Origin of the sequence: Streptomyces sp. NPDC047043 (assembly GCF_040644055.1) — a bacterium.
In the GTDB taxonomy this organism is placed as follows: Bacteria; Actinomycetota; Actinomycetes; order Streptomycetales; family Streptomycetaceae; genus Streptomyces.
Map to the genome: position 1 here is coordinate 37708 of NZ_JBEYVO010000015.1, position 23387 is coordinate 61094.

Annotated in this window: 25 protein-coding genes; 6 read left to right on the forward strand and 19 right to left on the reverse strand. The window is 70.8% G+C overall.

From position 1 onward, the window contains the following. Positions 1-3 precede the first annotated feature (3 nt). From ABZ880_RS23875 to ABZ880_RS23900, 6 genes are all read right to left on the reverse strand, one after another. A complete protein-coding gene (locus ABZ880_RS23875) occupies positions 4-714 on the reverse strand; it encodes a chitinase (protein WP_361266312.1) in 711 nt (236 codons plus the stop codon). Positions 715-973: 259 nt separating this feature from the next. Further along, entirely contained in the window at positions 974-1636 is a 663-nt protein-coding gene (locus ABZ880_RS23880; RefSeq protein WP_361266314.1) for an SRPBCC family protein, read from the reverse strand. Beyond that, a complete protein-coding gene (locus ABZ880_RS23885; protein WP_361266679.1) occupies positions 1633-1995 on the reverse strand; it encodes a metalloregulator ArsR/SmtB family transcription factor in 363 nt (120 codons plus the stop codon). Before ABZ880_RS23885 ends, ABZ880_RS23880 begins: the two co-directional genes overlap by 4 nt. A gap of 102 nt (positions 1996-2097) precedes the next feature. Beyond that, complete coding sequence (locus ABZ880_RS23890) at positions 2098-3501, reverse strand: aldehyde dehydrogenase family protein (RefSeq protein WP_361266316.1); 1404 nt, start codon at positions 3499-3501, stop codon at positions 2098-2100. A gap of 51 nt (positions 3502-3552) precedes the next feature. Next, positions 3553-4752 carry an RNA polymerase sigma factor gene (locus ABZ880_RS23895; RefSeq protein WP_361266318.1) on the reverse strand — a complete coding sequence of 400 codons (1200 nt, stop codon included), beginning with the start codon at positions 4750-4752 and terminating at the stop codon, positions 3553-3555. After that, entirely contained in the window at positions 4749-5105 is a 357-nt protein-coding gene (locus ABZ880_RS23900) for a YciI family protein (protein ID WP_361266320.1), read from the reverse strand. The genes ABZ880_RS23895 and ABZ880_RS23900 overlap by 4 nt, the downstream gene beginning before the upstream one ends. Positions 5106-5204: 99 nt before the next feature. Between ABZ880_RS23900 and ABZ880_RS23905 the strand changes: the two genes are divergently transcribed. After that, positions 5205-6236: an acyl-CoA dehydrogenase family protein gene (locus ABZ880_RS23905; RefSeq protein WP_361266322.1), complete on the forward strand. Its 1032-nt coding sequence runs from the start codon at positions 5205-5207 to the stop codon at positions 6234-6236. 17 nt (positions 6237-6253) lie between these two features. Here ABZ880_RS23905 and ABZ880_RS23910 read toward each other — a convergent pair whose 3' ends face one another. The 8 genes from ABZ880_RS23910 to ABZ880_RS23945 form a co-directional block, all read right to left on the reverse strand. Next, positions 6254-7258 carry a hypothetical protein gene (locus tag ABZ880_RS23910; protein WP_361266324.1) on the reverse strand — a complete coding sequence of 335 codons (1005 nt, stop codon included), beginning with the start codon at positions 7256-7258 and terminating at the stop codon, positions 6254-6256. Between the two features lie 219 nt (positions 7259-7477). Further along, positions 7478-7915 carry a peptidoglycan-binding protein gene (locus tag ABZ880_RS23915; protein WP_361266326.1) on the reverse strand — a complete coding sequence of 146 codons (438 nt, stop codon included), beginning with the start codon at positions 7913-7915 and terminating at the stop codon, positions 7478-7480. A gap of 88 nt (positions 7916-8003) precedes the next feature. Further along, positions 8004-9149, reverse strand: a complete 1146-nt coding sequence (locus tag ABZ880_RS23920; protein WP_361266328.1) for an LLM class flavin-dependent oxidoreductase — start codon at positions 9147-9149, stop codon at positions 8004-8006. 43 nt (positions 9150-9192) lie between these two features. Then, the gene (locus ABZ880_RS23925; protein WP_361266329.1) at positions 9193-10377 is read right to left on the reverse strand and encodes an SfnB family sulfur acquisition oxidoreductase; all 1185 of its coding nucleotides are present in this window, start codon (positions 10375-10377) and stop codon (positions 9193-9195) included. A 5-nt stretch (positions 10378-10382) separates the two neighbouring features. Then, positions 10383-10937 (reverse strand): NADPH-dependent FMN reductase, encoded by a 555-nt coding sequence (gene ssuE, locus ABZ880_RS23930; RefSeq protein WP_361266331.1) that lies wholly within the window; start codon positions 10935-10937, stop codon positions 10383-10385. Between the two features lie 87 nt (positions 10938-11024). Then, positions 11025-12242, reverse strand: a complete 1218-nt coding sequence (locus ABZ880_RS23935; protein ID WP_361266333.1) for an acyl-CoA dehydrogenase family protein — start codon at positions 12240-12242, stop codon at positions 11025-11027. Between the two features lie 30 nt (positions 12243-12272). After that, positions 12273-13394, reverse strand: a complete 1122-nt coding sequence (sfnG, locus tag ABZ880_RS23940) for a dimethylsulfone monooxygenase SfnG (RefSeq protein WP_361266335.1) — start codon at positions 13392-13394, stop codon at positions 12273-12275. A gap of 109 nt (positions 13395-13503) precedes the next feature. Then, positions 13504-13587, reverse strand: coding sequence for a putative leader peptide (locus tag ABZ880_RS23945; protein ID WP_356352894.1), 84 nt, complete (start codon positions 13585-13587; stop codon positions 13504-13506). A 138-nt stretch (positions 13588-13725) separates the two neighbouring features. On the opposite strand from ABZ880_RS23945, the gene ABZ880_RS23950 reads away from it, so the two are divergent. Beyond that, positions 13726-14637, forward strand: coding sequence for a LysR family transcriptional regulator (locus ABZ880_RS23950; protein WP_361266337.1), 912 nt, complete (start codon positions 13726-13728; stop codon positions 14635-14637). 12 nt (positions 14638-14649) lie between these two features. Here the strand turns inward: ABZ880_RS23950 and ABZ880_RS23955 are convergent, their stop codons facing one another. Continuing rightward, positions 14650-14838, reverse strand: a complete 189-nt coding sequence (locus ABZ880_RS23955) for a hypothetical protein (RefSeq protein ID WP_361266697.1) — start codon at positions 14836-14838, stop codon at positions 14650-14652. A 131-nt stretch (positions 14839-14969) separates the two neighbouring features. On the opposite strand from ABZ880_RS23955, the gene ABZ880_RS23960 reads away from it, so the two are divergent. Then, positions 14970-16343, forward strand: a complete 1374-nt coding sequence (locus ABZ880_RS23960; RefSeq protein ID WP_361266339.1) for a deoxyribodipyrimidine photo-lyase — start codon at positions 14970-14972, stop codon at positions 16341-16343. Between the two features lie 51 nt (positions 16344-16394). Here the strand turns inward: ABZ880_RS23960 and ABZ880_RS23965 are convergent, their stop codons facing one another. Beyond that, on the reverse strand, positions 16395-17381 hold the full coding sequence (locus ABZ880_RS23965) for a MerR family transcriptional regulator (RefSeq protein WP_361266341.1): 987 nt from the start codon (positions 17379-17381) through the stop codon (positions 16395-16397). A gap of 235 nt (positions 17382-17616) precedes the next feature. Between ABZ880_RS23965 and ABZ880_RS23970 the strand changes: the two genes are divergently transcribed. Beyond that, complete coding sequence (locus ABZ880_RS23970; RefSeq protein ID WP_361266681.1) at positions 17617-18189, forward strand: sigma-70 family RNA polymerase sigma factor; 573 nt, start codon at positions 17617-17619, stop codon at positions 18187-18189. A 77-nt stretch (positions 18190-18266) separates the two neighbouring features. Further along, positions 18267-18710, forward strand: a complete 444-nt coding sequence (locus tag ABZ880_RS23975; protein ID WP_361266343.1) for an SPW repeat protein — start codon at positions 18267-18269, stop codon at positions 18708-18710. Positions 18711-18805: 95 nt separating this feature from the next. On the opposite strand, the gene ABZ880_RS23980 is transcribed toward ABZ880_RS23975, so the two are convergent. The 3 genes from ABZ880_RS23980 to ABZ880_RS23990 form a co-directional block, all read right to left on the reverse strand. Next, a complete protein-coding gene (locus ABZ880_RS23980) occupies positions 18806-19576 on the reverse strand; it encodes a metalloregulator ArsR/SmtB family transcription factor (RefSeq protein WP_361266683.1) in 771 nt (256 codons plus the stop codon). A gap of 316 nt (positions 19577-19892) precedes the next feature. Beyond that, a complete protein-coding gene (locus tag ABZ880_RS23985; RefSeq protein ID WP_361266345.1) occupies positions 19893-20408 on the reverse strand; it encodes a GNAT family N-acetyltransferase in 516 nt (171 codons plus the stop codon). Positions 20409-20556: 148 nt separating this feature from the next. Next, positions 20557-22011, reverse strand: a complete 1455-nt coding sequence (locus tag ABZ880_RS23990) for an APC family permease (RefSeq protein ID WP_361266347.1) — start codon at positions 22009-22011, stop codon at positions 20557-20559. Positions 22012-22123: 112 nt separating this feature from the next. Between ABZ880_RS23990 and ABZ880_RS23995 the strand changes: the two genes are divergently transcribed. Next, positions 22124-23308, forward strand: coding sequence for an ROK family transcriptional regulator (locus ABZ880_RS23995; protein ID WP_361266349.1), 1185 nt, complete (start codon positions 22124-22126; stop codon positions 23306-23308). Positions 23309-23387 lie beyond the last annotated feature (79 nt).

Genomic DNA, 23387 nt, shown 5'->3' on the forward strand with positions numbered 1-23387 from the left:
GGGTCAGCAGTAGAGGTTGCCGCCCGGCGACACCCCGAGGATCTGGGCGAACCGCTGGTAGGCGTCCACGCGGCTCTGGACCTGCGCCGGGTTCTTGCCGTCGCACTCCAGGGAGCCGTTGATGCTGCGGATCGTCTGGCCGAAGCCCGCGCTGTTGACCATGGCGTTGTGCGGGGTCATGGCGCCCGGCCCCGACTGGGTGTTCCAGTACCACAGGCCGGTCTTCCAGGCCACGGACGCGTCGTTCTGCACCAGGTAGGGGTTGTTGAGGAGGTCGATGCCGAGCGCGTCGCCCGCGGCCTTGTAGTTGAAGTTCCAGCTCAGCTGGATCGGGCCGCGCCCGTAGTAGGCCGCCTGGCCTGCCGGGCAGCCGTACGACTGGCTCCAGTCGCAGTAGTGGGGGTAGTTGGCGGTGTTCTGCTCGACGACGTAGACCAGGCCGCCGGTCTCGTGGCTGACGTTGGCGAGGAAGGCGGCGGCCTCCTGCTTCTTGACCGTGTCGCTGCCGGTGTTGGCGAAGCCCGGGTAGGCGCCGAGCGCGGCGGTCAGGCCACTGTAGGTGTAGAAGGAATTCCGGCTCGGGAACATCTGGTTGAACTGGGACTCGCTGACGACGAAGCCGGCGGCGGAGGCGGTGGGGGCCGGCTGCAGCGCCAGGAGGGCGCCGCCGAGGGCGAGCGAGGACAGGAGTGCGGCGATGCGGCGTCTCGACAAGGGACGAACTCCTTTGCGGAGCACGGCCGCTCCCGGTCAAGGGCAGGCTTGCGCCCGGCCTTGAGCGCACGCGCCGGTCGGACCGGCCACGGCGTGGGGGCGGCCGCGGTGGGGGGTTGTGGTGCTGCCTCACTCAACCGCTTTGGTCTGTACCAGTCAAGGGTGTAGACCAGTCATTCCCCTTCTCCGGCCGGGACGTTGCACAGAGGCGCCCGGCATGCCGTGCACGCCGGGCGCCCCACGGGCCGGATCCCCTGCGTCAGTTGGCGTCCCCTTCGCCCTGGCCCTCGCCTTCCCCGGCTCCCGTGTAGGCCGCCGTGGTCCGGTCGGCTGCCTCACGTGCCGTTTTCTCCTCCTCGCCACCGGCGACATTGGCCGCGTACCAGGCTTCGCTGCTGGACGTCATGAACAGACGGCCCTCGTCCGATCCCATCCAGGCCATGAACTTCTTCGGGTCGACGGCGGCACCGCTCGCGAGGTGCAGGGAAAGACTCGTGACCATCAGATCCCAGCCGACACCGACCGCACCGGGGCCGAACTCCGCCCATTTCGTGTCGTCGAGGTGGGCGATGTGCTCCAGCTGGAAGCTGGTGCCGCCCTCCTCGGACGTCAGGCTGAGCTCGATCCAGCTGACCTCGCCGCCGTACTCCCAGGTGGCGGCGAAGCCGTTGGGCGGGTCGCAGCGCTCGATCACGCCACCGGCATTGCCCTCGAGCTGATAGCGGCCCCCGAGCCGCAGCTCTCCCGTCACCGGCAGGAGCCAGCGGGGAAGGCGCTCGGGGTTGGTACAGGCGTCCCACACGTCGTCCAGCGGGGCGTCGTAGGACCGGGTCACGGTCACCACGCGCGCCTCACCCGCCTTGAAGGTGCGCCGGCCGACCTGCCGGCGTACGGCGTTGATGTCATGTGTCACGTCGGTCATGGGGTGCTCCTCGGGGTTTCGTCGGCGTCCCGGAGTCGGCGCGCGCGCTTGCCGCGAGCCAGCTCGGTGGCCAGGGCGTCCAGATGCGGGGTCCAGAAGCGACGGAAGCGGTCGAGCCAGGCGTCGATGTCCTGCAACGGCTCGGCATTGACCGCGTACAGCCGCCGGGTTCCTTCGGGGCGTACGGTCGCGAACCCGTTCTCCCGCAGCACCTTCAGATGCTGCGACACCCCGGGCTGCGATATCCCGAACTCCTCCGCGATGACCTCGCAGACGGCTCCCGAGGTCATCTCCCCGTCGGCCAGCAGCTCCAGGATCCGCCGGCGCACCGGGTCTCCGAGCACATCGAAGGCGTGCAGGCGGCAACTGTATCAGCGATCGTTTATATAAGTACCAGACGATATTTGGGCTCATGAAAAACGCCCGGCCACGTCGACGGCCGGGCGTTCTCCTCGCCGGATTCAGCTCAGCGGCTTCTCCAGCACCGCCTTGCGGTGACTGAACGTGTCGATCGAGTAGCGGCCGTGGTAGCTGCCCATGCCGCTCTCCCCCACCCCGCCGAACGGCAGGTCGGAGACGGTGAGATGGGCCAGCGGCAGGCCGTGGCCGAGGCCGCCGGAGGACGTCTCGGCGGCGATCCGGGCGCGGGTCTCCTCGGACTCGGAGAACACGTACAGGGCCAGGGGCTTGTCGCGGTCGTTGATGAAGTCGATCGCCTCGTCCAGGCCCGGCACGGTGACGACGGGCAGGATCGGGCCGAAGATCTCCTCCTGCATGACGGGCGACTTGGGGTCGACGTCGGCCAGGACGGTCGGCGCGATGTACTTCGTCGTACGGTCGCTGCCGCCGCCGACGACGACGCGGCCCGAGTCGAGCAGGCCGGTGAGCCGGTCGAAGTGCCGTTCGTTGATGATCCGGCCGTATTCGCCGGAGGCGGAGGGGTCGGTGCCGTACAGCGCCTCGACGGCGCGGGTGAGTGCCGGTGCCAGGGCGGCGGCGGTGGCCGGGTCGGTCAGGACGTAGTCGGGGGCGACACAGGTCTGCCCGGCGTTGAGGAACTTGCCGCGGGCCAGCCGGTCGGCGACCACGTCGAGGTCGGCGTCGCGGTCGACGAACGCCGGTGACTTGCCGCCGAGTTCGAGGGTGACCGGGGTGAGGTGCTCGGCGGCGGCGCGCATGACGATGCGGCCGACGGTGCCGTTGCCGGTGTAGAAGATGTGGTCGAAGCGCTCGGCGAGCAGGGCCGTGGTCTCCGGGATGCCGCCTTCCACGACGGCGACCGCGTCGGTGTCGAGGTGGGCGGGCAGCAGCCGGGCGATCGCGGCGGAGGTGGCGGGGGCCAGCTCGCTGGGCTTGACGACCACCGCGTTGCCCGCGGCGAGCGCGCCGACCAGCGGGGCGAGCAGGAGCTGGGCGGGGTAGTTCCAGGGGGCGATGACGAGGACCACGCCGAGGGGGTCGTACTGCGTCCAGGCGCTCGCATCGGCGCCCAAGTGGGCCGGAACGGGGGCGGGTTCGGGGCGCAGCCAGTCGGCGAGGCGGTCGAGGGTGTGGTCGATCTCGCGGATCGTGAAGTCGATCTCGGTGCGGTGCGCCTCGGTGGCGCTCTTGCCGAGGTCGGCATGGAGGGCGGCGGCCAGGTCGGGGCCGTTCTCCGTGAGCAGGTCGCGCAGGCGGCGCAGCTGGGCGGTGCGCCACTCGACGGACTTGGTGCGGCCGGTGCGGAAGGTGGCGCGCAGCCGGGCGACGGTGTCGGCGGGCTGCTCGGGGGTGGGCTGGTTCACGGTGCCTCGCTGCTGGTGCGGTGCGGCCTTGCGGCGCGCGGATGCGTTCTCGACGGTCGGGTGTATATGGCAACCTTTCATACACCAAAATAAATTCCGCTGCCGGGAGGACTACTTTCCGCGACGGCACGGTCACGCACGCAGAAGTTCCAGGCGACGGCGTTCCAGGTACGCCCGCTCCGCCGCGCTGTCCGTGCGCGCGATGGCGACGTCGTACGCGCGTACCGCCTCGGTGCCGCGGCCCAGGCGGCGCAGCAGGTCGGCACGGACGGCGTGGAAGACGTGATAGCCGTCGAGATCCAGTGCATCGACCAACTCCAGGGCCGCGCGCGGGCCGTCGACCTCAGCCACGGCGACCGTCCGGTTCAGCGCCGCGACGGGACTCGGGGCAAGGGCCATGAGCTGGTCGTACAGCTGCAGGATCTGGCCCCAGTCGGTGGCGCCGGCGCTCGGCGCGTCGCTGTGGACGGCCTGGATCGCGGCCTGGATCTGATACGGCCCCGGCTGGTTCCGGCGCAGACAGCGGCGCACCAGCGACTGGCCCTCGGCGATCAGTTCACGGTTCCAGCGCTCGCGGTTCTGCTCGGGCAGCGGCACCAGTTCGCCCTGCTCGTCCTGGCGGGCGTCCCGGCGCGAGTCGACGAGGAGCATCAGCGCGAGCAGGCCGGTGGCCTCGGGCTCGTCCGGCATGAGCTCCGCGAGCAGACGGCCGAGGCGTACGGCCTCCACGGTCAGGTCGGGTGTGCCCGCGTACCCCTGGTTGAAGATCAGGTAGATGACGGCGAGGACGCCCTTCAGCCGGTCCGGGAGGTCGGCGTCGCGGGGTACGCGGTAGGGGATCCGGGCGTCGCGGATCTTCGCCTTGGCGCGGACGAGACGCTGCGCCATGGTCGGTTCAGGCACCAGGAAGGCGCGGGCGATCTGGGGTGTGGTGAGTCCGCCGAGCAGCCGCAGGGTCAGGGCGACCTGGGCCCGGGGTGCGAGCGCGGGGTGGCAGCAGGTGAAGATCAGGCGGAGCCGGTCGTCGCGCACGGGTCCCTCCTCGGCCGGTGCGTCGGGGGTGTGCAGCAGGGCGGCCTCGGCGTGTCGTGCGTCGCGTTTCGCCTCCCGGCGCAGCCGGTCGACGGCCCGGTTGCGCGCCGTGGTGATGATCCAGCCGGCCGGGCTCGGTGGCACGCCGGTCTCCGGCCAGCGCTGCACGGCCGTGGTGAAGGCGTCCTGCACCGCTTCCTCGGCGAGGTCGATGTCGCCGAGGAAGCGGACGAGGACGGCGACGGCGCGGCCGTACTCCGCGCGGAAGACGGCCTCGACGTCGACGGGCCGCGGCGTCATTCCTCGGCCTGGTGCATGAACGGGCGCACCTCGATGGGCAGGGTGGTGGCCCAGGTGGCCTTCCTGCCCCACTCCAGGGCCGCGTCCAGGTCGGGGGCCTTGATCAGGCAGATGCCGCCCAGGTACTCCTTGCCCTCGGCGTACGGCCCGTCGGTGATCAGGACGTCGCCGTCGCCGGGCCGCAGCACGGTGGCCGTCTCGGGGCCGTGCAGCCCGCCGGCGAACACCCAGGCACCGGCCTCGCGCAGCTCCGCGTGGAAGGTGTCGAGGTTGCGGACGATCTCCGCCATGGCCTCCGGCCCGGGCGGCGTCCCTTCGGTCGGGGTGATCACGCTGAGCAGGTAGTACTGCATGACGTCCTCCTTGGCGTCCGGTCCGTTCTCTCACCTCCTACACGAACGGCACACCCCCGGATCGACACCGCGCGCGGCGACCTCGGGAGAATCTTCCCCATGACCGTCGCACCGCATCCGCTCATCGCCACCGCCCGGGCCCTCGCCGGCGACCTCCTCGCCCCGCACGCGGAGCGCGTCGACCAGGAGGGCGTGCCCGCGAGCCATATCGAGGCCGTCAGGCGGTCGGGGCTGCTGGGGGTGAGTGCGCCGGTGGAGTACGGCGGTGCGGGCGCCCCCGACTCGGTGGCGCGGGAGGTCCAGGAGATCCTGGCCGGGGCGTGCTGCTCGACCTGGTTCGTGCAGACCCAGCACCACACTCCGGTGCGGCTGCTGGCGAAGTCCCAACTCCCCGTGCGGGAGCGGCTGTTGCGCCCGCTGGCGTCCGGCGAGCTGCTGGCCGGCATCGCCTACGCCCATGTCCGCGCCTTCCCCCGCGTCCCGGTGCGGGCGACGGCGGAGCGGGACGGCTGGCGGTTCGACGGCACCGTGCCCTGGTACACGGGGTGGGGGCTCAACGACGTGATGCTGCTCGCGGGCGTGACCGACTCGGACGAGATCGTGTTCGCCTTCGCCGACGCACGCGAACAGCCGGGGCTGCGCGCCTCGGAGCCGCTGCGGCTGGCCGCCCTCACCGCCGCCCGGACGGTCTCGCTGGAGCTGGAGGGCCTGCGGCTGCCGGAGGAGAGCTTGGTGCTGCGCACCCCGCTCGACCGCTGGTCCGCGACGGACCGGCTCAAGACGCTGAACGCCGGCCCGGCGGTCTTCGGCATCGCACAGGCGGCCCTGCTTCTCCTGGACGAGGAGACGGCGGCTCCCCTGCGCGCCCGCCTGGCCGAGGTGCGCGAGCGGGCCTACGCCCTTGCCGACGGCGCGGCGCCCCACGAGCACACCGCCGAACGCCTCGCGCTCAGGATGCGGGCGTACGAGGTGATGCAGGCGGCCACCACGGCCGCGGTGGTGAGCGGTGGCGGCCGCTCGATGCTGCTGACGCGCACGGCCCAACGCCTGGCACGGGAGGGGCTGTTCCAGCTGGTGCAGGGTCAGACGCAGGAATCGCGGGCGGCCCACCTCGACGCGCTCACCGGGTGAGACACGCGGCCGTCCCTTCACCTCGGGGACGGCTCGGGTTGCTCCGCCGACGCTTCGGGGCCCTGCTCCCTGTCGCTCTGCGCACTGCCCCTGTCCCAGGTGGCCTCCCTGACGGCGGCGTTCTCCGGGTCGACCACCGAGTCGGTGGGCTTGCCCACCTCCGACAGCGTCATCTGGGCACGGTCGTCGACCAGACGGGTCACCAGGTGCTGTGCGGCGCCGAAGGCGGCGGCCCAGGCGAGGACCTGCGCCCGGCTGTCCAGGTCGCTGAGTCCGGGAACGAAGGCGCCCCTGATCAGCAGCACCCCGAGGAAGGCGGACAGGGCGCCGGTGGGGAACTTCAGCACCGCCGACGCCAGGGGCAGCATGTAGGGCGCGCTGGTGCCCCGGATGTGGCGCAGTGAGGCGATGACGGTGAAGGCCGCGCCGGCCAGCCCGGCCACTTCGACGGTGAGGATGTCCCTCGGTTCGGCGAGACTGCCGGGAACGGTGCTGGGCGACTGATCGTGGAAGTCCTTGCTCGGGCAGACGATGTCGACGAGGTTGTCGCCGCCGGGGCCGGGCTTGGGCGCGAAGCACAGGCTGAGCGACTGCGGGAAGAACCAGCCGTACACGGCGAGGCCCGCGACCCCGAGAAAGACGACGAACGTGGCGGTCCAGAGGATGTTGCGCAGGCTCCGGACCCGTGCCAGTTCGGCGTCGAGGGCGGTGTAGGCGCTGTCCAGCGCCCGGACCAGGAGTTCCCGGTCGGTCGGCACCAGCTCGCCGGAGACGATGGGACGGATCCGCTGGGCGAGCCTGACGCGCTGTGGGTCGTCCTTGCCGAGATGACGCTTGACCAGCGCCATGACCTCACTGGCGCGGCCCGCGGCCTCCGTGTCGGACACCAGCCGGAGCAGCAGCACGTCGGCGCTGCGCAGATTCGACCAGACGCCTTCCTGCGCGGTCGACCCCGACCACAACCGCCGCCATCCGAACGTCTCCTCCGCCGCCGCGCGGGCTTTGTCGAGGTGATTTTCCATTCCCCGGAGAAGGGCCTCGCGGTCGGCGGAGGGGCGTTTGGCCTCCTCGCGTTTCAGTTGCACCTCCAGGTGGGCGAGACGGGTTTTCGCCCGGGCCCGCCACGGCGACCGCGGCCGGGGACGCAGTCCGGCCTCGGTACGTTGGCGCGCACGGGCCCGGGGACTTCCCCGGGCCGCCGCGGAGGTGGCCATTGCGGGCTCCTCGGATGCCCGGGCAGGCTAGCGGGTCAGGGCGGGCACATGGAGTCTCTCCCACGACTGCCGCCCCGGCATTCCGTCGGCGTCGCTGCCGCCGAATCCGAGTTTGCGCTGCCACTTGGCGTAGGATTTCCGGTCCTCCTCGCTCCACTGGAAGTCGGGCTCGTCGTCGGGATACGCCGAACAGCCTTCCTCGATGAGGCGCCAGCCCATGACCTCGATGATGGGGCTGCTCACGGACGGCTGGAAGAAGTCCTTGCCCGGGAAGGGCTCGTCCTCGCTGACCGGCTCCTGACTCGGCGCCTTCACGCGGACCTGCTGGCCCACATGAATGACGTTCGGATTCTTGATCTGGGGGTTCCACTTCACGATCTGGGCCAGAGTCACATGGAACTTGACCGCGATCTCGGAGAGTGTGTCACCCGCCCTTACCACGTAGAACTCCGGTGTGCTGTTCATACGTCCATGCTAATGACGGATCGACAGGAATTCGACACGGGGAAATCCCCCGGAGAACCGGTTGAATCACGACCAATTGAATATTCACTCAACTCGCGAAAGGCACCTGGCCCTTGGCAGCGGCCTCCGTACGAAAGGGGTGCCGCCACAATCCCTCCCCGGCAAGTCGCGGCAGTACTCCCTCCCCGAACCAGTACGCCTCCTCCAGGTGCGGATATCCGGACAGCACGAACTCCTCGATTCCCAGGGCCGCGTACTGCTTGATGCGCTCGGCGACCTCCTCATGGCTGCCCACGAGCGCCGTACCCGCCCCGCCGCGCACCAGGCCGATGCCGGCCCAGAGGTTGGGGTGGATCTCCAGGCCGTCGCGGTTGCCGCCGCCGTGCAGGGCGAGCATCCGCTGCTGTCCCTCGGACTCGCTGCGGGCCAGGCCCGCCTGCACGGACTGCACGGTCTCCGGGTCGAAGCCCGCGAGGAGCCGGTCGGCCTCCGCCCACGCCTGCTCGGCGGTGTCGCGGGTGATGACGTGCAGCCGGATGCCGAAGCGCAGGGTGCGCCCCTGCTCGGCCGCGAGGCCCCGGATCCAGGCGATCTTCTCGGCGACCTGCGCGGGCGGTTCGCCCCAGGTGAGATAGCTGTCGACGTACTTGGCGGCGACCTCTCCGGCGACGGGCGAGGACCCGCCGAAGTACACCTCGGGGACCGGGTCGGGCACCCGGGCCAGCTTGGCGTCCTCGACCTGGAGGTGCTCGCCGTGCAGGTCGACGGACTTGCCCTCCCACAACCCCCGTACGATTTCGAGGAATTCGCCGGTACGGCGGTAACGGGCATCCTTGTCCAGGAAGTCGCCGTAGGCCCGCTGCTCATGGCTCTCGCCGCCGGTGACGACGTTGAGCAGCAGCCGTCCGCCGCTCTGCCGCTGGAAGGTGGACGCCATCTGGGCGGCGAGCGTCGGCGAGACGAAGCCGGGGCGGAAGGCGACCAGGAACTTCAGGCGTTCGGTGTTCTGGCTGACCATGGCGGTGGTCAGCCATGCGTCCTCGCACCAGGCGCCGGTGGGGGTGAGCGCGCCCACGAAGCCGAGGTCCTCGGCGGCCTTGGCGATCTGGCTCAGGTAGGCCACCGTCGGCGGCCGGTCCCGTCCGAAGGAGGTGGCGGGGGTGCCGTGGCCGCCGCCGACCACATGGCGGCTGTCGCCGTTGGTGGGGAGGAACCAGTGGAAGGTGAGGGACACGTGGGGTCTCCGATCAGAGGTGTCGCTGGTGTCGCGGAGCGCGCTAGAGGAGTCCGTGGCGGGGTGGCCGGGTGCCGTTGAGGACGTATCGGCCGATGTGCTGAATCTTCCAGCGGGTCGGGTCGTGCAGGGTGTGGGTGCGGGCGTCGCGCCAATGCCGGTGCAGGTTGAGGGAGTTGAGCGCGGACCGGGTGCCGGACACCTCGAACAGGGCGCTCGCCACCTCGACCGCCGTCTGCGCGGCCTGCACCTTGGCCGCGGCGACCGCGATGGACGCCTCGGCCGTCGTGTCGTCGGTGAGGTCGGTGCGCGCCGCGTCGACGGCGCGGGCGGCCTCGCGCAGCAGTGCCTCCGATGCCCGTACCTGGAGGGCGAGTTCACCGAAGCGCTGGATCAGCAGCGGGTCTTCGGCGGCCGTTTCGACGCCGCTCTCGAACCACGGGCGGCTCTTCGTCCGGACGAACTCGGCGGCCTCGGCGAGGGCGCCCGACGCGATGCCCGCATCGATCGCGGCGTGCAGCAACTGGGCGACGGCGCCGTGGAGTTGGGGACCCTCGAAGGTGAGGTGGTGGGGCAGGACGCGGTCGCCCGGCACCGGGACGCGGTCGAGGCGGACGGTGCCGCTGGCAGTCGTGCGCTGGCCCAGGCCGTCCCAGTCGTCGATGACCGTGAGGCCGGGGGCGTCCGCGGGGACGTAGGCGACGTGCAGTTTGTCGTCGTCGGCGCGGGCCAGTACCGGGATCCAGTCGGCGAAGAGGGCCCCGGTGGAGTAGTGCTTGACGCCGGTGAGCAGGTAGGAGCCGTCCGGCTGCGGTTGCAGCCGGGTGCGGATGTCCTGGACGTGCTTGGTGCCCGCCTCGGACTGGGCGTTGCCGAAGCGGCGGCCGGCGAGCAGTTCGGCGAAGAAGAACTTCCGCTGCTCCTCGGTGCCCTGACGGCGGATCACATTGACGTAGGCGAAGTGGCTCTGCGGGATCTGGGCGAGGCTGCCGTCGGCGGAGGCGAGCAGGCGGAAGATCTCGGCGAGGGTCAGGGCGGTGACGTCCGCGCCGCCGTGCTCGGCGGGGACGGTGACGGCAAGCAGTCCGGAGGCGGAGAGGCGGTCCAACTCCTGGCGCGGGAGCCTGCGTTCGGCGTCCCGGGCGGAGGCACCTGCGCGGAATTCCTCGGCCAGGGCGGCCGCGACGGCGAGGGCCTCCGCGTCGTCGGCGATGACATGGGCGGGCACGGCGCTCAGCTCGCCGCGGCCAGGAGCGGAGTGCGGCCCAGGGCCGTGGAGAACTGGTCGACGACCTGCGCGAGGGCCTCGGTGGCGCCCGGCGCGACGGTCAGCGAGCCGTCCTCGTGCACGGTGATGTCCTTGTCGAGGGTGAACCAGCCCTGCACGATGTGGCCGGCGCCCATGGAGCTGAGGACGGGGCGCAGCGCGTAGTCGATGGCCAGGACGTGCGCGGTGGAGCCGCCGGTGGCCAGCGGCAGCACGGTCTTGCCGGTCAGGGCGTACTGCGGGAGCAGGTCCAGCAGCGCCTTGAGGACCCCGGAGTAGGACGCCTTGTAGACGGGGGTGCCGACGACGACGCCGTCGGCCTGCGCGAACAGTTCGGTGGCCTCGACGATCGCGGGGTGCTTGAAGTCCGCGCCGAGCAGGGCCTCGGCCGGGATGGTGCGCACGTCGAGCGGGATCACCTCGTGCCCCTGTGCGATCAGCCGCTTGTCCAGGTGGCGCAGCAGACGGTTGGTGCGGGAGGAGGCGGAGGGGCTGCCGGAGACGGACAGGACGGTGGCCATGGGCCCTCTTTCGGGGATGCGCGGGGATGCGTCCTCTTGGCGAGGAGGCGGGGCGCCCGCGCGTGGCGGGCGCCCCCGGGGAAGCGGTCAGGAGTACCAGGTGGGTTCGGGCAGTTCGCCCTCGAGGACCCAGCGGCCGACCTCGCGCCGCTTGTAGGCGACGGGGTCGTGCAGGGTGTGCGTGCGGACGTTGCGCCAGAAGCGGTCGAGGCCCTCGGAGCTGGCGGTGGAGCGGGCACCCGTCACCTCGAAGATGCGGTTCGCGATCTCCAGGGCGACGTCGGTGGCGCGAGCCTTGACGGCCGCCACCCGCACCTCGAAGTCGCCGCGGGACTGCTCGGTGACCGCGTCGGGGTCGTCGTGCAGCTTCTGCCCCTCGGCGGCGACGGCGTCGGCAAGCGCCTCGGCCGCCCACAGCTTGGCGGTGAGGTCGCCGTAGGTGTCGATCACGTACGGCTCGTCGACCGCGCGCTCGTGACCGCCGTGCAGCCAGGACCGCGCCTTGGTGCGGGTGTAGGTGGCCGCCGTCTCCAGGGCGCCGCCCGCGATGCCCAAGTAGAAGTTGACGAAGACGAGTTGGATGGTGGGGACGTTGAGGGTGTTGTACGTGCGCGGCCGGAACTGCTTGTCGACGTAGCCGGCCGCGGAGGACCACGGGGTGCGCACCCGGTCGAGGGTGACGCCGCCGCTCTCGGTGAGTCGCTGACCGATGTTGTCCCAGTCGTCGTGGAAGGTCAGGCCCTCGCTGTCGGACGGGACGATCGCGAAGACGTGCTGGTCGGTGCCTTCCAGGACGCCTTCGAGGACGGTGACGTCGGAGACCTTGCTGCCGGTGGAGAAGGACTTGCGGCCGGTGAACAGCAGGTCGTCGCCGTCCTCGGTGACGGTCACGTCCTTGTCGCGCGGGTTGACGGCCCCGCCGAAGAACCAGCGGTTTCGGCTGGCCTCGGCCTCGACGTGCTCCCACTGTTCGCGGGTGCCGACCAGGCGGGCGGCCCAGAACCAGAGGTAGTGGTAGCCGAGGAGCTGGCCGATGGAGCCGTCGGCCTTGGCGACCTCGCGGACGACGCGGTAGGCGGTGGGCCAGTCCTGGCCTGCGCCGCCGTGCGCGGTGGGGCCGAGCAGGGTGACCAGGCCGGCGTCCTTCAGCAACTGGACCTCGGCGTACGGGGTGGCTCCGGCGCGATCGCGCTCGGCGGCGTCGGTGGCGAGGACTGCGGCGACCTCGGCGGCGCGGGCGATCCAGTCCTGGGCGATCTGCGGGGCGGGGCGGGTGGTCCAGTCGGTGGGTGTGGCGGTGCTCATGTCGTGCGGCCTCCTTCGCGGTGCGGGCGCTCAGGCGTGGGCGGGGACGGACTCGGGCTCGGTGTCCGGGAGTTGGGCTTCGAGTTCGCGCACGAGCGGCAGCACGCGCTTGCCGAAGTACTCCACCTCCTCGTGGTAGTGCAGGAAGCCGAGCAGGAGGAGGTCGACGCCGAGCCTGCGGTAGGCGACGATGCGCTCCGCGATCTGCTCGGGGGTGCCGATGAGCCCCGTACGGAAGCCGTCGTTGTACTGGACGAGGTCCTCGAAGGAGGAGTCCTGCCACATGCCCTTGTTGTCGGCCGTGGACTGGCCCGCCTGCTTCACCGCCGTGCCGAAGCCCTCGACGGCCTCGGTGTCGGCCTTGGCGACGATCTCACGGAGCGTCTCGCGCGCCTCGGCCTCGGTGTCACGGGCGATGAGGAAGCCGTTGAGGCCGAACTTCGGTGCGCTGCGGCCGACTTCGGCGGCGGCCTTGCGTACGTCGTTGATCTGCTCGGTGACTCCGTCGAAGTCCTTGCCGTTGGAGAAGTACCAGTCGGAGACCCGGCCGGCCATCGCGCGGGCGGCGGTGGAGTTGCCGCCCTGGAAGATCTCCGGGTGGGGGCGCTCGGGGGTGTTGAGCGGCTTGGGCTTGAGGGAGAAGTCGCGCAACCGGTAGAAGTCACCGGCGAGTTCGGTGTGGTCCTCGGTCCAGATCTGGCGCAGGGCGCGGATGAACTCCTCGGAGCGGCGGTAGCGCTCGTCGTGCTCCAGCCACGCCTCGCCGAGGGCGGTGAACTCGCCCTTGAACCAGCCCGATACGACGTTGACGGCGAAGCGGCCGTTCGAGAGGTGGTCGGCGGTGGCGCCGAGCTTGGCGAGGACGCCGGGGTGCCACAGGCCGGGGTGGACGGCGGCGATGACCTTCAGGCGCTGGGTGGCGAGCAGCAGGGCGAGGCTGAAGCTGGTGGACTCGTGCTGGTACTCGGCGCCGTAGCTGGCCATGTAGCGGACCTGGCTGAGGGCGTAGTCGAAGCCGTTGTTCTCGGCGAGGACGGCGAGTTCGCGGTTGTACTCGTATCCCCAGTCGGTGCGCTGCTCGATCTTGCTGGTGACCAGTCCCCCGCTGACGTTGGGGACCCAGTAGGCGAATTTCACGGGCTCTGCGGGCATGCGGAACTCCTGTTGCGGAATGTTTTGGGCATGCCGAACTCAATAGATGCACAAACGCGATGAATTCAGCATGAAACAAGGAAAGGCGCGGCGGATCGCCGGGAGTTGATCAGGCCGCGGGGCAACAGGAGGCGCTGGAGACGCGCGCGAGGTCGACGTGGCGTCGCCGCGTGAGGTCCAGTCGCATCTTCATGCCGTCGATCCTGACAGTCGGCGGCGAGGACCGTCAAGGAAAACCCGACCGGTCTCGTATCGCGGACCATTGAATTTCACGAACGTGTGACAGGGAAACCCTTGAACACGCGGTGAAACAGCCCGCATTCTGCTGGGCGTGCGGACCGAACAACTGGAATACATCGCGGCCGTGACCCGGCTCGGTTCACTGCGCCGGGCGGCGGAGGAACTGCGCCTTTCCCAGCCCGCGTTGAGCGAGACGGTACGGAACCTGGAACGCGAGCTGGGAGTCGACCTCCTGGAACGCAAGCGGTCCGGGGCGACGATGAGCGCGGAGGGCCGGGAACTGCTGCCGCACATCATCAATGTGCTGGACGCGGTGGACCGGCTGCGCTCGGCGGCGGGCGAACAGCACCGCATCAGCCGCATGGTGCGCGTCGGCACGGTGAACGCGGCAACCGTGCCCCTGCTGATCCCGGTCGTCCGGGAGTTCAGGTCCGCGCACCCGCTCACGCAGGTCGAGGTCGTCGCAGCCCAGCAGACGGAGATCCACCGGGCCCTGTCGGAGGGCGGGTTCGACCTCGGTCTGGTCAACCACCTGGACGGCGACGACGTGCCGGCCGGCTTCGAGTCCACCCAACTGCTGTGCGGACGGCCGGTGGTGTGCGTGCGCCCCGACAGCCCGCTCGCCTCGCTCACCACCGTGACGGCCGACGACCTGCTGGCCCAGCCCGTGATCGCGATGCGCTCCGGGTACGTCATGAACCGCTACGTGCACCGGCTCCTGCACGGCCGCGGCCCGGCCTTCTCCTACTCCACCGACGGCGCCGAGATGGGCAAGCTGATGGTCGCCGAGGGCCTGGGGGCGACGGTGCTGCCGGACTTCAGCGTGATCGGGGATCCGCTGGAGCGGCAGGGCACGATCACCTACCGGCCGATCGCCGACGACACAACCCGGGTGCTGCTGATGCTGCAGCGCCGCCGCGCCGAATCGGTGCCGCGCGCGGCGCAGGACCTCCATGAGGTGTTCGTACGCAGGGCGCGCGAGCTGGGCGGCACGCTGACGTGAGCGCGAGCGGTGTCAGTCGTCGTCGGCCGGCACCACCACGAGGAACGCGTCCGACTTGAGATCCATGATCACCGTCGCGGGCTGCCCCTCGGCGCGGCGCCTGGCCGCGTACTCCTCCGCCGGCCACGATCCGCGCGGAGCTCCCGCAGGAAACCGCTCCAACACCTTCGCGCCCATAGCGGCCGCCACCTCCACCTGCACTTACGGTTATGACTCCTCCATGGTCCGCATGCCCGCGATCGACGCAGACATGTCCTGATGCCCTGCATCCGCCGGGTCGGCCGCACCAGAAGCAGACATAAGCCCCTGTTTTCCCTCCCGGGAGTCGCGCCATGAACGTCTCGCTGGTCCTGTTCACCTCCGACCTGCGCCTGCACGACCACCCGCCGCTGCGGGCGGCCCTCGACGGCGCACGCCAGGTGGTGCCGCTGTTCGTGCGCGACCGGGCCGTGGCCGACGCCGGTTTCGCCGCGCCCAACCGGCTGGCGTTCCTGGCGGACTGTCTGCGGGACCTGGATGCGGGCCTGCGCGAACGGGGCGGCCGTCTCGTGGTCCGTTCCGGTGACGTCGTCGACCAGGTGTGCCGGGCGGCCGCCGAGGCGGACACCGACGAGGTGCACCTGGCGGCCGACGTCAGCGCCTACGCCCGACGGCGCGAGGACCGGTTGCGTCGGGCCCTGGAGTCGGAGGGACGCCGACTGCACGTCCACGACACGGTGACGACGGCGGTCGCGCCCGGCACGGTGACGCCGGCGTCCTCGGATCACTTCGCCGTCTTCACGCCGTACTTCCGCCACTGGTCGACGCAGCCGCTGCGCGACGCGCTCGCCGCGCCCCGCACGGTACGCGTGCCCGACGGCATCCGTTCCGAGCCGCTGCCGCGCCGCGACGGCCTGTCCGGATGCTCGGCGGGACTGGCCCGGGGCGGCGAGACGGAGGCCAGGGCACGGCTGACGGCCTGGCTGCGCTCCGGCGTCACCTCCTACGACACCGGCCACGACGACCTGGCCGCCGACGCGACCTCCCGCCTCTCGCCCCATCTGCACTTCGGTACCCTCTCCCCCGTCGAGCTCGTCCACCGCGCGCGGCGCACGGGCGGTCCGGGTGCCGAGGCCTTCGTACGCCAGCTCGCCTGGCGCGACTTCCACCGCCAGGTCCTCGCCGCGCGCCCGGCGTCGGCCACCGCCGACTACCGCACACGGCACGACAGTTGGCGCTCCGAGGCCGAGGCACGGCAGGACGTGGAGGCCTGGCGGGCGGGCCGCACCGGCTACCCGATGGTCGACGCGGCGATGCGCCAACTGCGCCACGAGGGCTGGATGCACAATCGCGGGCGGCTGCTGACGGCGAGTTTCCTCACCAAGACCCTGTACGTCGACTGGCGGGTCGGCGCCCGGCACTTCCTCGACCTGCTGGTCGACGGAGACCTCGCCAACAATCAGCTCAACTGGCAGTGGGTCGCCGGGACCGGCACCGACACCCGGCCCAACCGGGTCCTCAACCCCGTCGCCCAGGCGAAGCGGTACGACCCGGACGGTGCGTACGTCCGGCGCTGGGTGCCCGAACTGGCCGGGCTGGAGAGGCCGTTCGTGCATGAGCCGTGGAAACTGCGGGGCGCGGAGCGGGCTGCCGTCGACTATCCGGAACCGATCGTCGACCTTGCGGAGGGGCTCGGCCGGTTCCGGCGGGCGCGGGGTCTCGCATGAGGGTCGGTCGGAGCTGCCGAGATCCGGTCGAGGCAGGCCGTCGGGTGTGGCTCAGGGCAGTTCGCCCTGCCGGTACACGCGGGACAGCATGTCGAGCGCGTCCTGCAACCCCGACGGGCGCGGCATCCCGGGCACGGTGCGCCCCGCCCAGCCGGGGCCGCCCAGCAGGACCAGCGGCTCACCGCGCGCCCCCTTCACACCCCACTGGGTGGCTGCGATCTGCCGGGCCAGCGGCAGGCTCGCCGTGGAGCGGGCCTGCGCCCACAGAACCACCGCCGCCGGTCCCAGGCGCCGTACCGCCGCGGTCATCGCCTCTGCCGGGACGGCCCCGCCGAACATGCGGGCCGGCAGCCGGAGTTGACCCAGCCCGGCGTTGAGCGCCTCGAGCGCGAGGGTGTGCTGTTCGCCCGGTACGCAGGCCAGCAGCACGGGGCCCGGGGCCGCGGTCTCCAGGGGCACGGGAGGGGGCGTGCAGCGCCGCAGCACGGTGGCGACGTGCCAGGACAGCAGATGCTCGACCTCGACGTAACGGTCCCCGGACGACGCCCATTTGCGGCCCACCGCGTGCAGCGTCGGCACCATCACCTCCTGCCAGGCGACGGCCGGACCGTGCCGCTCGACGGCCTCGGTCAGCTGGGCCTCCACGGCCGGAGCGTCGAGCCGTACGGCGGCCCGGGCGAGCCCCCGGGCCTCCCGGCGCACATCGCCCAGGGGAAGCGCGCCGGCCGCGCGGGAACGGCCACTCGGCGCCGGAACCGACGTCCCGGCGCCCACCCGCGCGGCGCGTGCCGCCTCGGCGGGTGGCACTCCCGCCGACGTCAGCCGGCACATCGCCTCCAGCACCGCCACGTCCCGCGGCGTCCAGCGACGGTGGCGTCCTTCGGAGCGGACGGCGGGACCGAGGCCGTACCGGCGATCCCAGGAGCGCAGCGTGGTGGGCGAGACGCCCAGCCGACGGGCCAGCGCCCCGGTGGTGAGCGCGGTGCCGGGCGGCTGCTCGCCCGGGTCACCCCTGCCGGCCTTCCTGGGCTCGCCCATGCGGCGACTATACGACGCACAACCGATGCAAGTTGTCGGCTCGTCTCCCCCGCGCTGACCATGGCCCTACCAGGACGAACCTGCCCCGACCGGGCACCGCATCGCCCGCCGTCCTGCGTGAGGAGCCGACGTCATGCGCACGCATCCGCGACCCGCCGAGGCACGGCCGGCGGACCCGCACTCCGCCGCGCCGCCGCGGGAGTGGCTCGACGACGAGGTGGTGGCCCGGGGTGTGATGACGGGCGACGAGGACTGTCTCGCCGTCGCCTACCACCGGTGGTCGGCGCTGGTCCGCACGGTGGCCCGGCGCTCCCTGGGCGACCCGCAGGACGTCGAGGACGTCACCCAGCAGGTGTTCCTGGGGGTGTGGCGCGGGCGTACGGGCTACCGGCCCGAGCGCGGCAGCTTCGCGGGCTGGATCATGGGCATCACCACGCGTCAGGTCGCCGACGCCCTGTCCGCCCGGTACCGCCACCGCGACCTGGTGACCGCGGCCGGATCTGCTCTCCCACTCACCGCTGCAGAACCGGACGGCCCCGAGGCGGTCCTGGACCGCCTGCTCGTCCGACAGGCGCTGGCCGGGCTCCCGGCGCGCCAGCGGCGGGTGCTGCACCTGGCGTTCTACGAGGACCTGACGCAGCGGCAGATCGCGGCGCGCACCGGATGGCCGCTGGGCACGGTCAAGAGCCATACAAGGCGGGGCCTGAACCGGCTGCGCAGCCGACTCCAGCACGACACGAAGGGGTGCCCCACGGCCTCCCTCACGCCCCAGCCGGCCCGCCGACCACTACACATAAAGAAAAAATAAGCGCAGAATGTACTTACGCGGCGCTTACCGCATACCGCAACAGACGCGGTCAGGCCTGCGAGTCAAAGGAGACGAACATGGCCAACGTCTCGCCCACCAGCAGAGGTGACATAACCACTCATCCTGATGTTTCCGAAATGCGGGACCGCTACGCCCGCATGCTCGGCGGTCGCGATGTGGCACTCGTGGACGGACCGGTCTTTCTGCTCGGCCTGTACTGCGCCGTATCCCCGTGGATACTCCACTACACGACGAGTCAGCCCGCACTCGTGACGCACAACCTGATCGTCGGTGTCGCGATCGGTCTGCTGGGCCTCGGGTTCACCAGGGCTCCGGAGCGTATGTACGGCCTGAGCTGGGCGTTCTGCGCGATGGGCATCTGGATGATCATCGCGCCGTGGGTCGTCGGCGACAGCCCTGACACCGGTGTGGCCCTCAACAACATCATCATCGGCGCGCTCGCCGTGATCCTGGGGCTGATGTGCGCCGCTACGGCGGCGAGGAGCGCCCCCAAGCCGTAGGGACACCGCACAGCACCGCACGAAAGGACCACAGCAGGCCGGTCCGCAACCAGCGCGGACCGGCCGTCCCCTGTCCCCGCACTCCCGTGCGCCGCTCAGTGGCCGGGGACCAGCCACGGCTCCTGCGGCAGCGGACTGCCGGTCTCCAGAAGGGACTTGAGGTTCGACAGCACCGCCGGCCAGCCGCCGGAGACGTCGGCGAGCTCGCCCTCGTCGTAGAGCTCCTCGTGGGTCACGGTGAGGCGGACGATGTCCTCGTGCGGCCGGATGTCGAAGGTGACGCGGGAGTGCCTGTCCTCCTGCCCCTCGTTCTCCGGTGCGGCCCAGGTGGTGACCAGACGGGTCGGGCGCTCGCTCTCCACGACGGTGCCGACCACGTCGGCGATGCCGGAGCCGTCCGTACGGACGTGTTCCCAGCGTGAGCCGCGCCGCCAGTCCGAGACATTGCTGTGGCCCCAGTAGACGGCGGTCAGGTCGGCGTCGGTGAGTGCGTCCCAGACCTTCTCGGGTGTGCTGCGGATGTAGGTGACGTACACGAATGTGGGCTTGTCGCTCATGATGGTTTCCTCGGCTCGTCGCTTCACGGCGCTGAGTGCACTCAGGCGCGGGCGCTCGAATTTGTCGATCCACCGCTCCTGGATCTCGTGGAGCGGGACCGGATTGAGGTAGTGCAGCTTCTCCCGCCCCCGCCGCACGGTGCTGACCAGGTTGGCGGCCTCCAGGACGGCCAGGTGCTGGGTGACGGACTGGCGGGTCATGGCGATGCGCTCGCACAGCTCGCCCAGCGTCTGGCCGTTGTGCTCGTGCAGCCGGTCCAGCAGCCGCCTGCGCGTCTCGTCGGCCAGCGCCTTGAAGACCTTGTCCATCCCGGAGTCGCTCTCTGATTGCACACTCAACGTTATGCAGGCAATTACTTGCATGTCAATGCCGGAGGGGTTCGCGCCGCGCTTCCTTGCGCCCAGAGGCAGTTGAGCAGGAAATTATCGACTGTTTCGAGTGATTTGCTCTGCTCGGCCGTTACTCGACGTATGGCAGCCCTTGATGAACGGTCCGTAACTTCGAATGCGTAATCACGAACCACCACCGCTCTCGGTGTCTCGGCCGCCGGCGCCTTCGCCCGGCCGGCACGCGAGGCCCGGACATTCCCAACAATCAGAGCCGACTTGATCGGCCTGAGAGCCCTCAGGCGCCGTCCTCCGCCCGCGGCCCGACCCGGAACGAGATCCACACGTCCGGCGCAAGGTCTGGCCGATTCGGTACCGGTCGCGTCTCCTCCGTCCCGGCGTCACCGACGAGTTCGGTGGCGGCGCGGCGCCAGAAGCGGACCGCGGGATCGTTGGCGTACTGGAAGGCGATCTCCCACGTGCCGGGATGCCGGAGGACGACCTCGCGCAGCGCCGTGAGCCCGATGCCCTCCCGTCGCGCTCCGCGGACGACGAAGAAGCTGTTCAGTACGCGTGTCGGACCGTCGAGGCTGCGGACGAACGCGAATCCGAGGGGCCGTTCCTCGCGGACGAACAGGTACGGCGCCCAACCGGCCTCGGTGAAGGCCGAGTCGAGCCGGTCGCTGCGGAACGTTCCGTCCGGGTTGGGCAGTACGCCCCTGAAGCCGGACAGGTCATGGTGGAACATCAGCCACAGCCGCTCCACGACGGGGCGGTCGTCGGCGGTGGCGGGGCGGACGGTCACGTCGGACATGGAACTCCTCGGTGCGGAACCGGTCTCCTGGACGGCGCTGACCGGTTTTCGGGCATGAGAAAAGCCTCCCCGGCGGACGTTTGTCCGGCCGGAGAGGCTTCACGAGTGACCAAACTCTAGCGTACGTAGGGCAGTTGCGCCGGTTCTTTCACGCGCCCGCCGGCTCCGCATCCGCCGTCGCGGGCGTCAGGTACTCCTCCGTGATCTCCTTCGGACCGAACGGCCACACCTTCTCGAAGCGGGCCCAGAGGACGTACGCGACGCACCCCAGGGCCAGCCAGGCCAGGGACCACTCGATGGGGTGGCGACCCGGCGAGTTCTTGTCCGCGTAGCCGTAGATCACGCACCAGCCGGCGAACGCGACGATGCTCGGCAGCGGGTAGAGCCACATGCGGTACGGGCGCTTCAGTGTCGGCTGGCGCCTGCGCAGCACCGTGAGCGCGAGGATCTGGGCCAGCGCCTGGACGATCACCATCACCGTCGTCAGGAGCTGGATGAGCGTCGCCAGGTCGGTGTGGCGGCCGATCAGGAACCCGATCGCGGTGATCACGCCCATGGTCGCCAGGCCCAGCATCGGGAAGCGGTGGCGGGGGTGCAGCTTGGCGTAGGGGCGGAAGAAGACGCGCTCGCGGGCCGCGTCGTACGGCACGCGTGAGCCGCCCAGGAGGCCGGTGAAGACCGAGGCGAAGGCCGTGATCAGGATGAGGACGGTGACCGTGTCGGCCGCACCCTTGCCCCAGGTCTTCTCCAGGACCGCGGATGCCACCGAGGTGGAGGCGATGTCGTTCGCGTCGGTCATGCGGTGCCAGTCGATCACTCCGAGCGTGCCGATCTGCAGCAGCAGGTAGATCGCCATGATGCCGAGGATCGAGAAGACGATCGAGCGCGGGATCGTGCGGCCGGGGTCCTTGATCTCGGCGCCCATGTAGGCGGTGGTGTTGTAGCCGAGGTAGTCGTAGATGCCGATGGTCAGGCCGGCCGCGAAGCCGACCCAGAAGTGGCTGCTGCCCAGCTCGAAGGCGTGCGCCGGGTAGGTGAAGGCGAGGTGTGCGCTGAAGTTCGTCGCCGCGGCCAGGATGACCAGGACCACCGAGGTGATCATCACGGCCCACATCACGGCCGTGATCCGCGCGATGTTCTCGATGCCCCGCCACAGCAGCAGGACGACGAGCGCGACGATGCCGAGGCCGATCAGATCGCCCTGGGTCTGGGTCAGGTCGGGTGCCAGATAGCCGAGGTACTGGACGAAGCCGACCACACCCGTGGACATGATCAGCGGGATGAAGAGCATCGCCGTCCAGACGAACAGGAACGGCATCAGCCGGCCCGTGCGGTACTGGAAGGCCTGGCGCAGATAGACGTAACTGCCGCCGGAGCCGGGCATCGCCGCGCCCAGCTCGGCCCACACCAGCCCGTCGGCGAGAGCGAGGATCGCCCCCGCGACGAAGCCGGTCACCGCCTGTGGACCGCCGAACGCGGCGACCATCAGCGGGATCGTGACGAACGGCCCGATGCCGCACATCTGGCTCATGTTGATGGCGGTGGCCTGGAACAGACCGACGCGACGGACGAAACCACCGCTGGGTGGCGGACTACCGGACATGGAGACTCCTGAAGCGGGACGTGACTCGCCCGGCGGGCTTGACTGGGCGATAAAGTTAAGGAGCCTTACTTGATGCGTCAAGAGGGGAGTCCGTGTGCGTGAGAATGGTGCGATGACCGCCGGTGACGTCGCAGCGCAGCAGGAACAGCCCTGGAACCGTCAGCGGCTGCGCTCGACCAACGAGCGGCTGCTGCTCGACCGGCTGCGCGCCGCCGGCGCCGCGTCGCGTGCCCAACTCGCCCGCGAGACGGGTCTGTCGAAGCCGACGGTCTCCAGCGCGCTCGCCTCGCTGGAGGCGGCCGGGCTCGTGCACGAGGTCGGTACCCACGCCCCCGAGCGGGGCCGCACCGCCGTCCTGTACGCGCCGGACCCGGCGGCCGGCTATGCCCTCGGCATCGACGTCGGCCGCAGCTGGCTGCGGGTGGCGGTCGCCGACCTGGACGGCGCCGTCGTCGCCCGGTCCGACGTGCGCAACCGGGCCCGCAGCTCGGGCGCGATGGCGGACCTGGTGGTGGCGACGGCCCGCCAGGTGGTCGCGAGTTCGGGCGTGGCGCCGGAGGAGGTGGTGCACGCGGTGGTCGGCACGCCCGGCGTGTACGACCAGAAGCAGCGCCGGGTGCGGTACGCGATGCATCTGCCAGGCTGGGGGCGCGCCGGGCTCTTCGACCGGATGCGCGAGGAGCTCGGCGTCCCGCTGGAGGTGCACAACGACGCCAATCTGGCGGCGCTCGGCGAGTACACGTACGGCGTCGGCGCGGGCAGCCGGCTGTTCGCGTACATCCTGATCGGCACCGGCCTCGGCATGGGCGTGGTGAGCGACGGCCGGCTGTTCACGGGGGCGCACGGCCTGGCCGGGGAGATCGGGTTCCTGCCGTGGCCGGGGCAGCACAAGCCGGAGCGGCTGGAGGACGCGGTGTCGGGGCTGGCCGTCGTGGAGGCGGCGCGCCGGTTCGGGATGAGCGGGCAGCTCACCGCTAAGGCCGTGTTCGACGCGGCGCGGCAGGGAAACGACGCCGCGGTCAAGGCGGTTCAGCTGGAGGGCGAGCGGATCGCGCACACCGTGGCGGCGGCCGCGGCCGTACTCGATCCGGATCTCGTGGTCCTCGGCGGCGGGGTGGGCCACAGCGTCGACCTGCTGCTGAAGCCGGTCCACGACAACCTGCGGGCGCTCACTCCCCTCCGTCCGCAGATCGCGCCCAGCCGGCTCGGCGAGGACGCGGTGCTCCTGGGCGCGGTGGCCACGGCCCTCGGGACGGCGCGGGACGTGGTGTTCGAGCGCCGGTCGGCCGCTTCCTGAACAAGTCCCGCAGGGGCCACGGTGATTGACATGGTCCATGCGTCGCCCTAGCCTGCCCGGGTTAGTAAAGTTTCCTAAC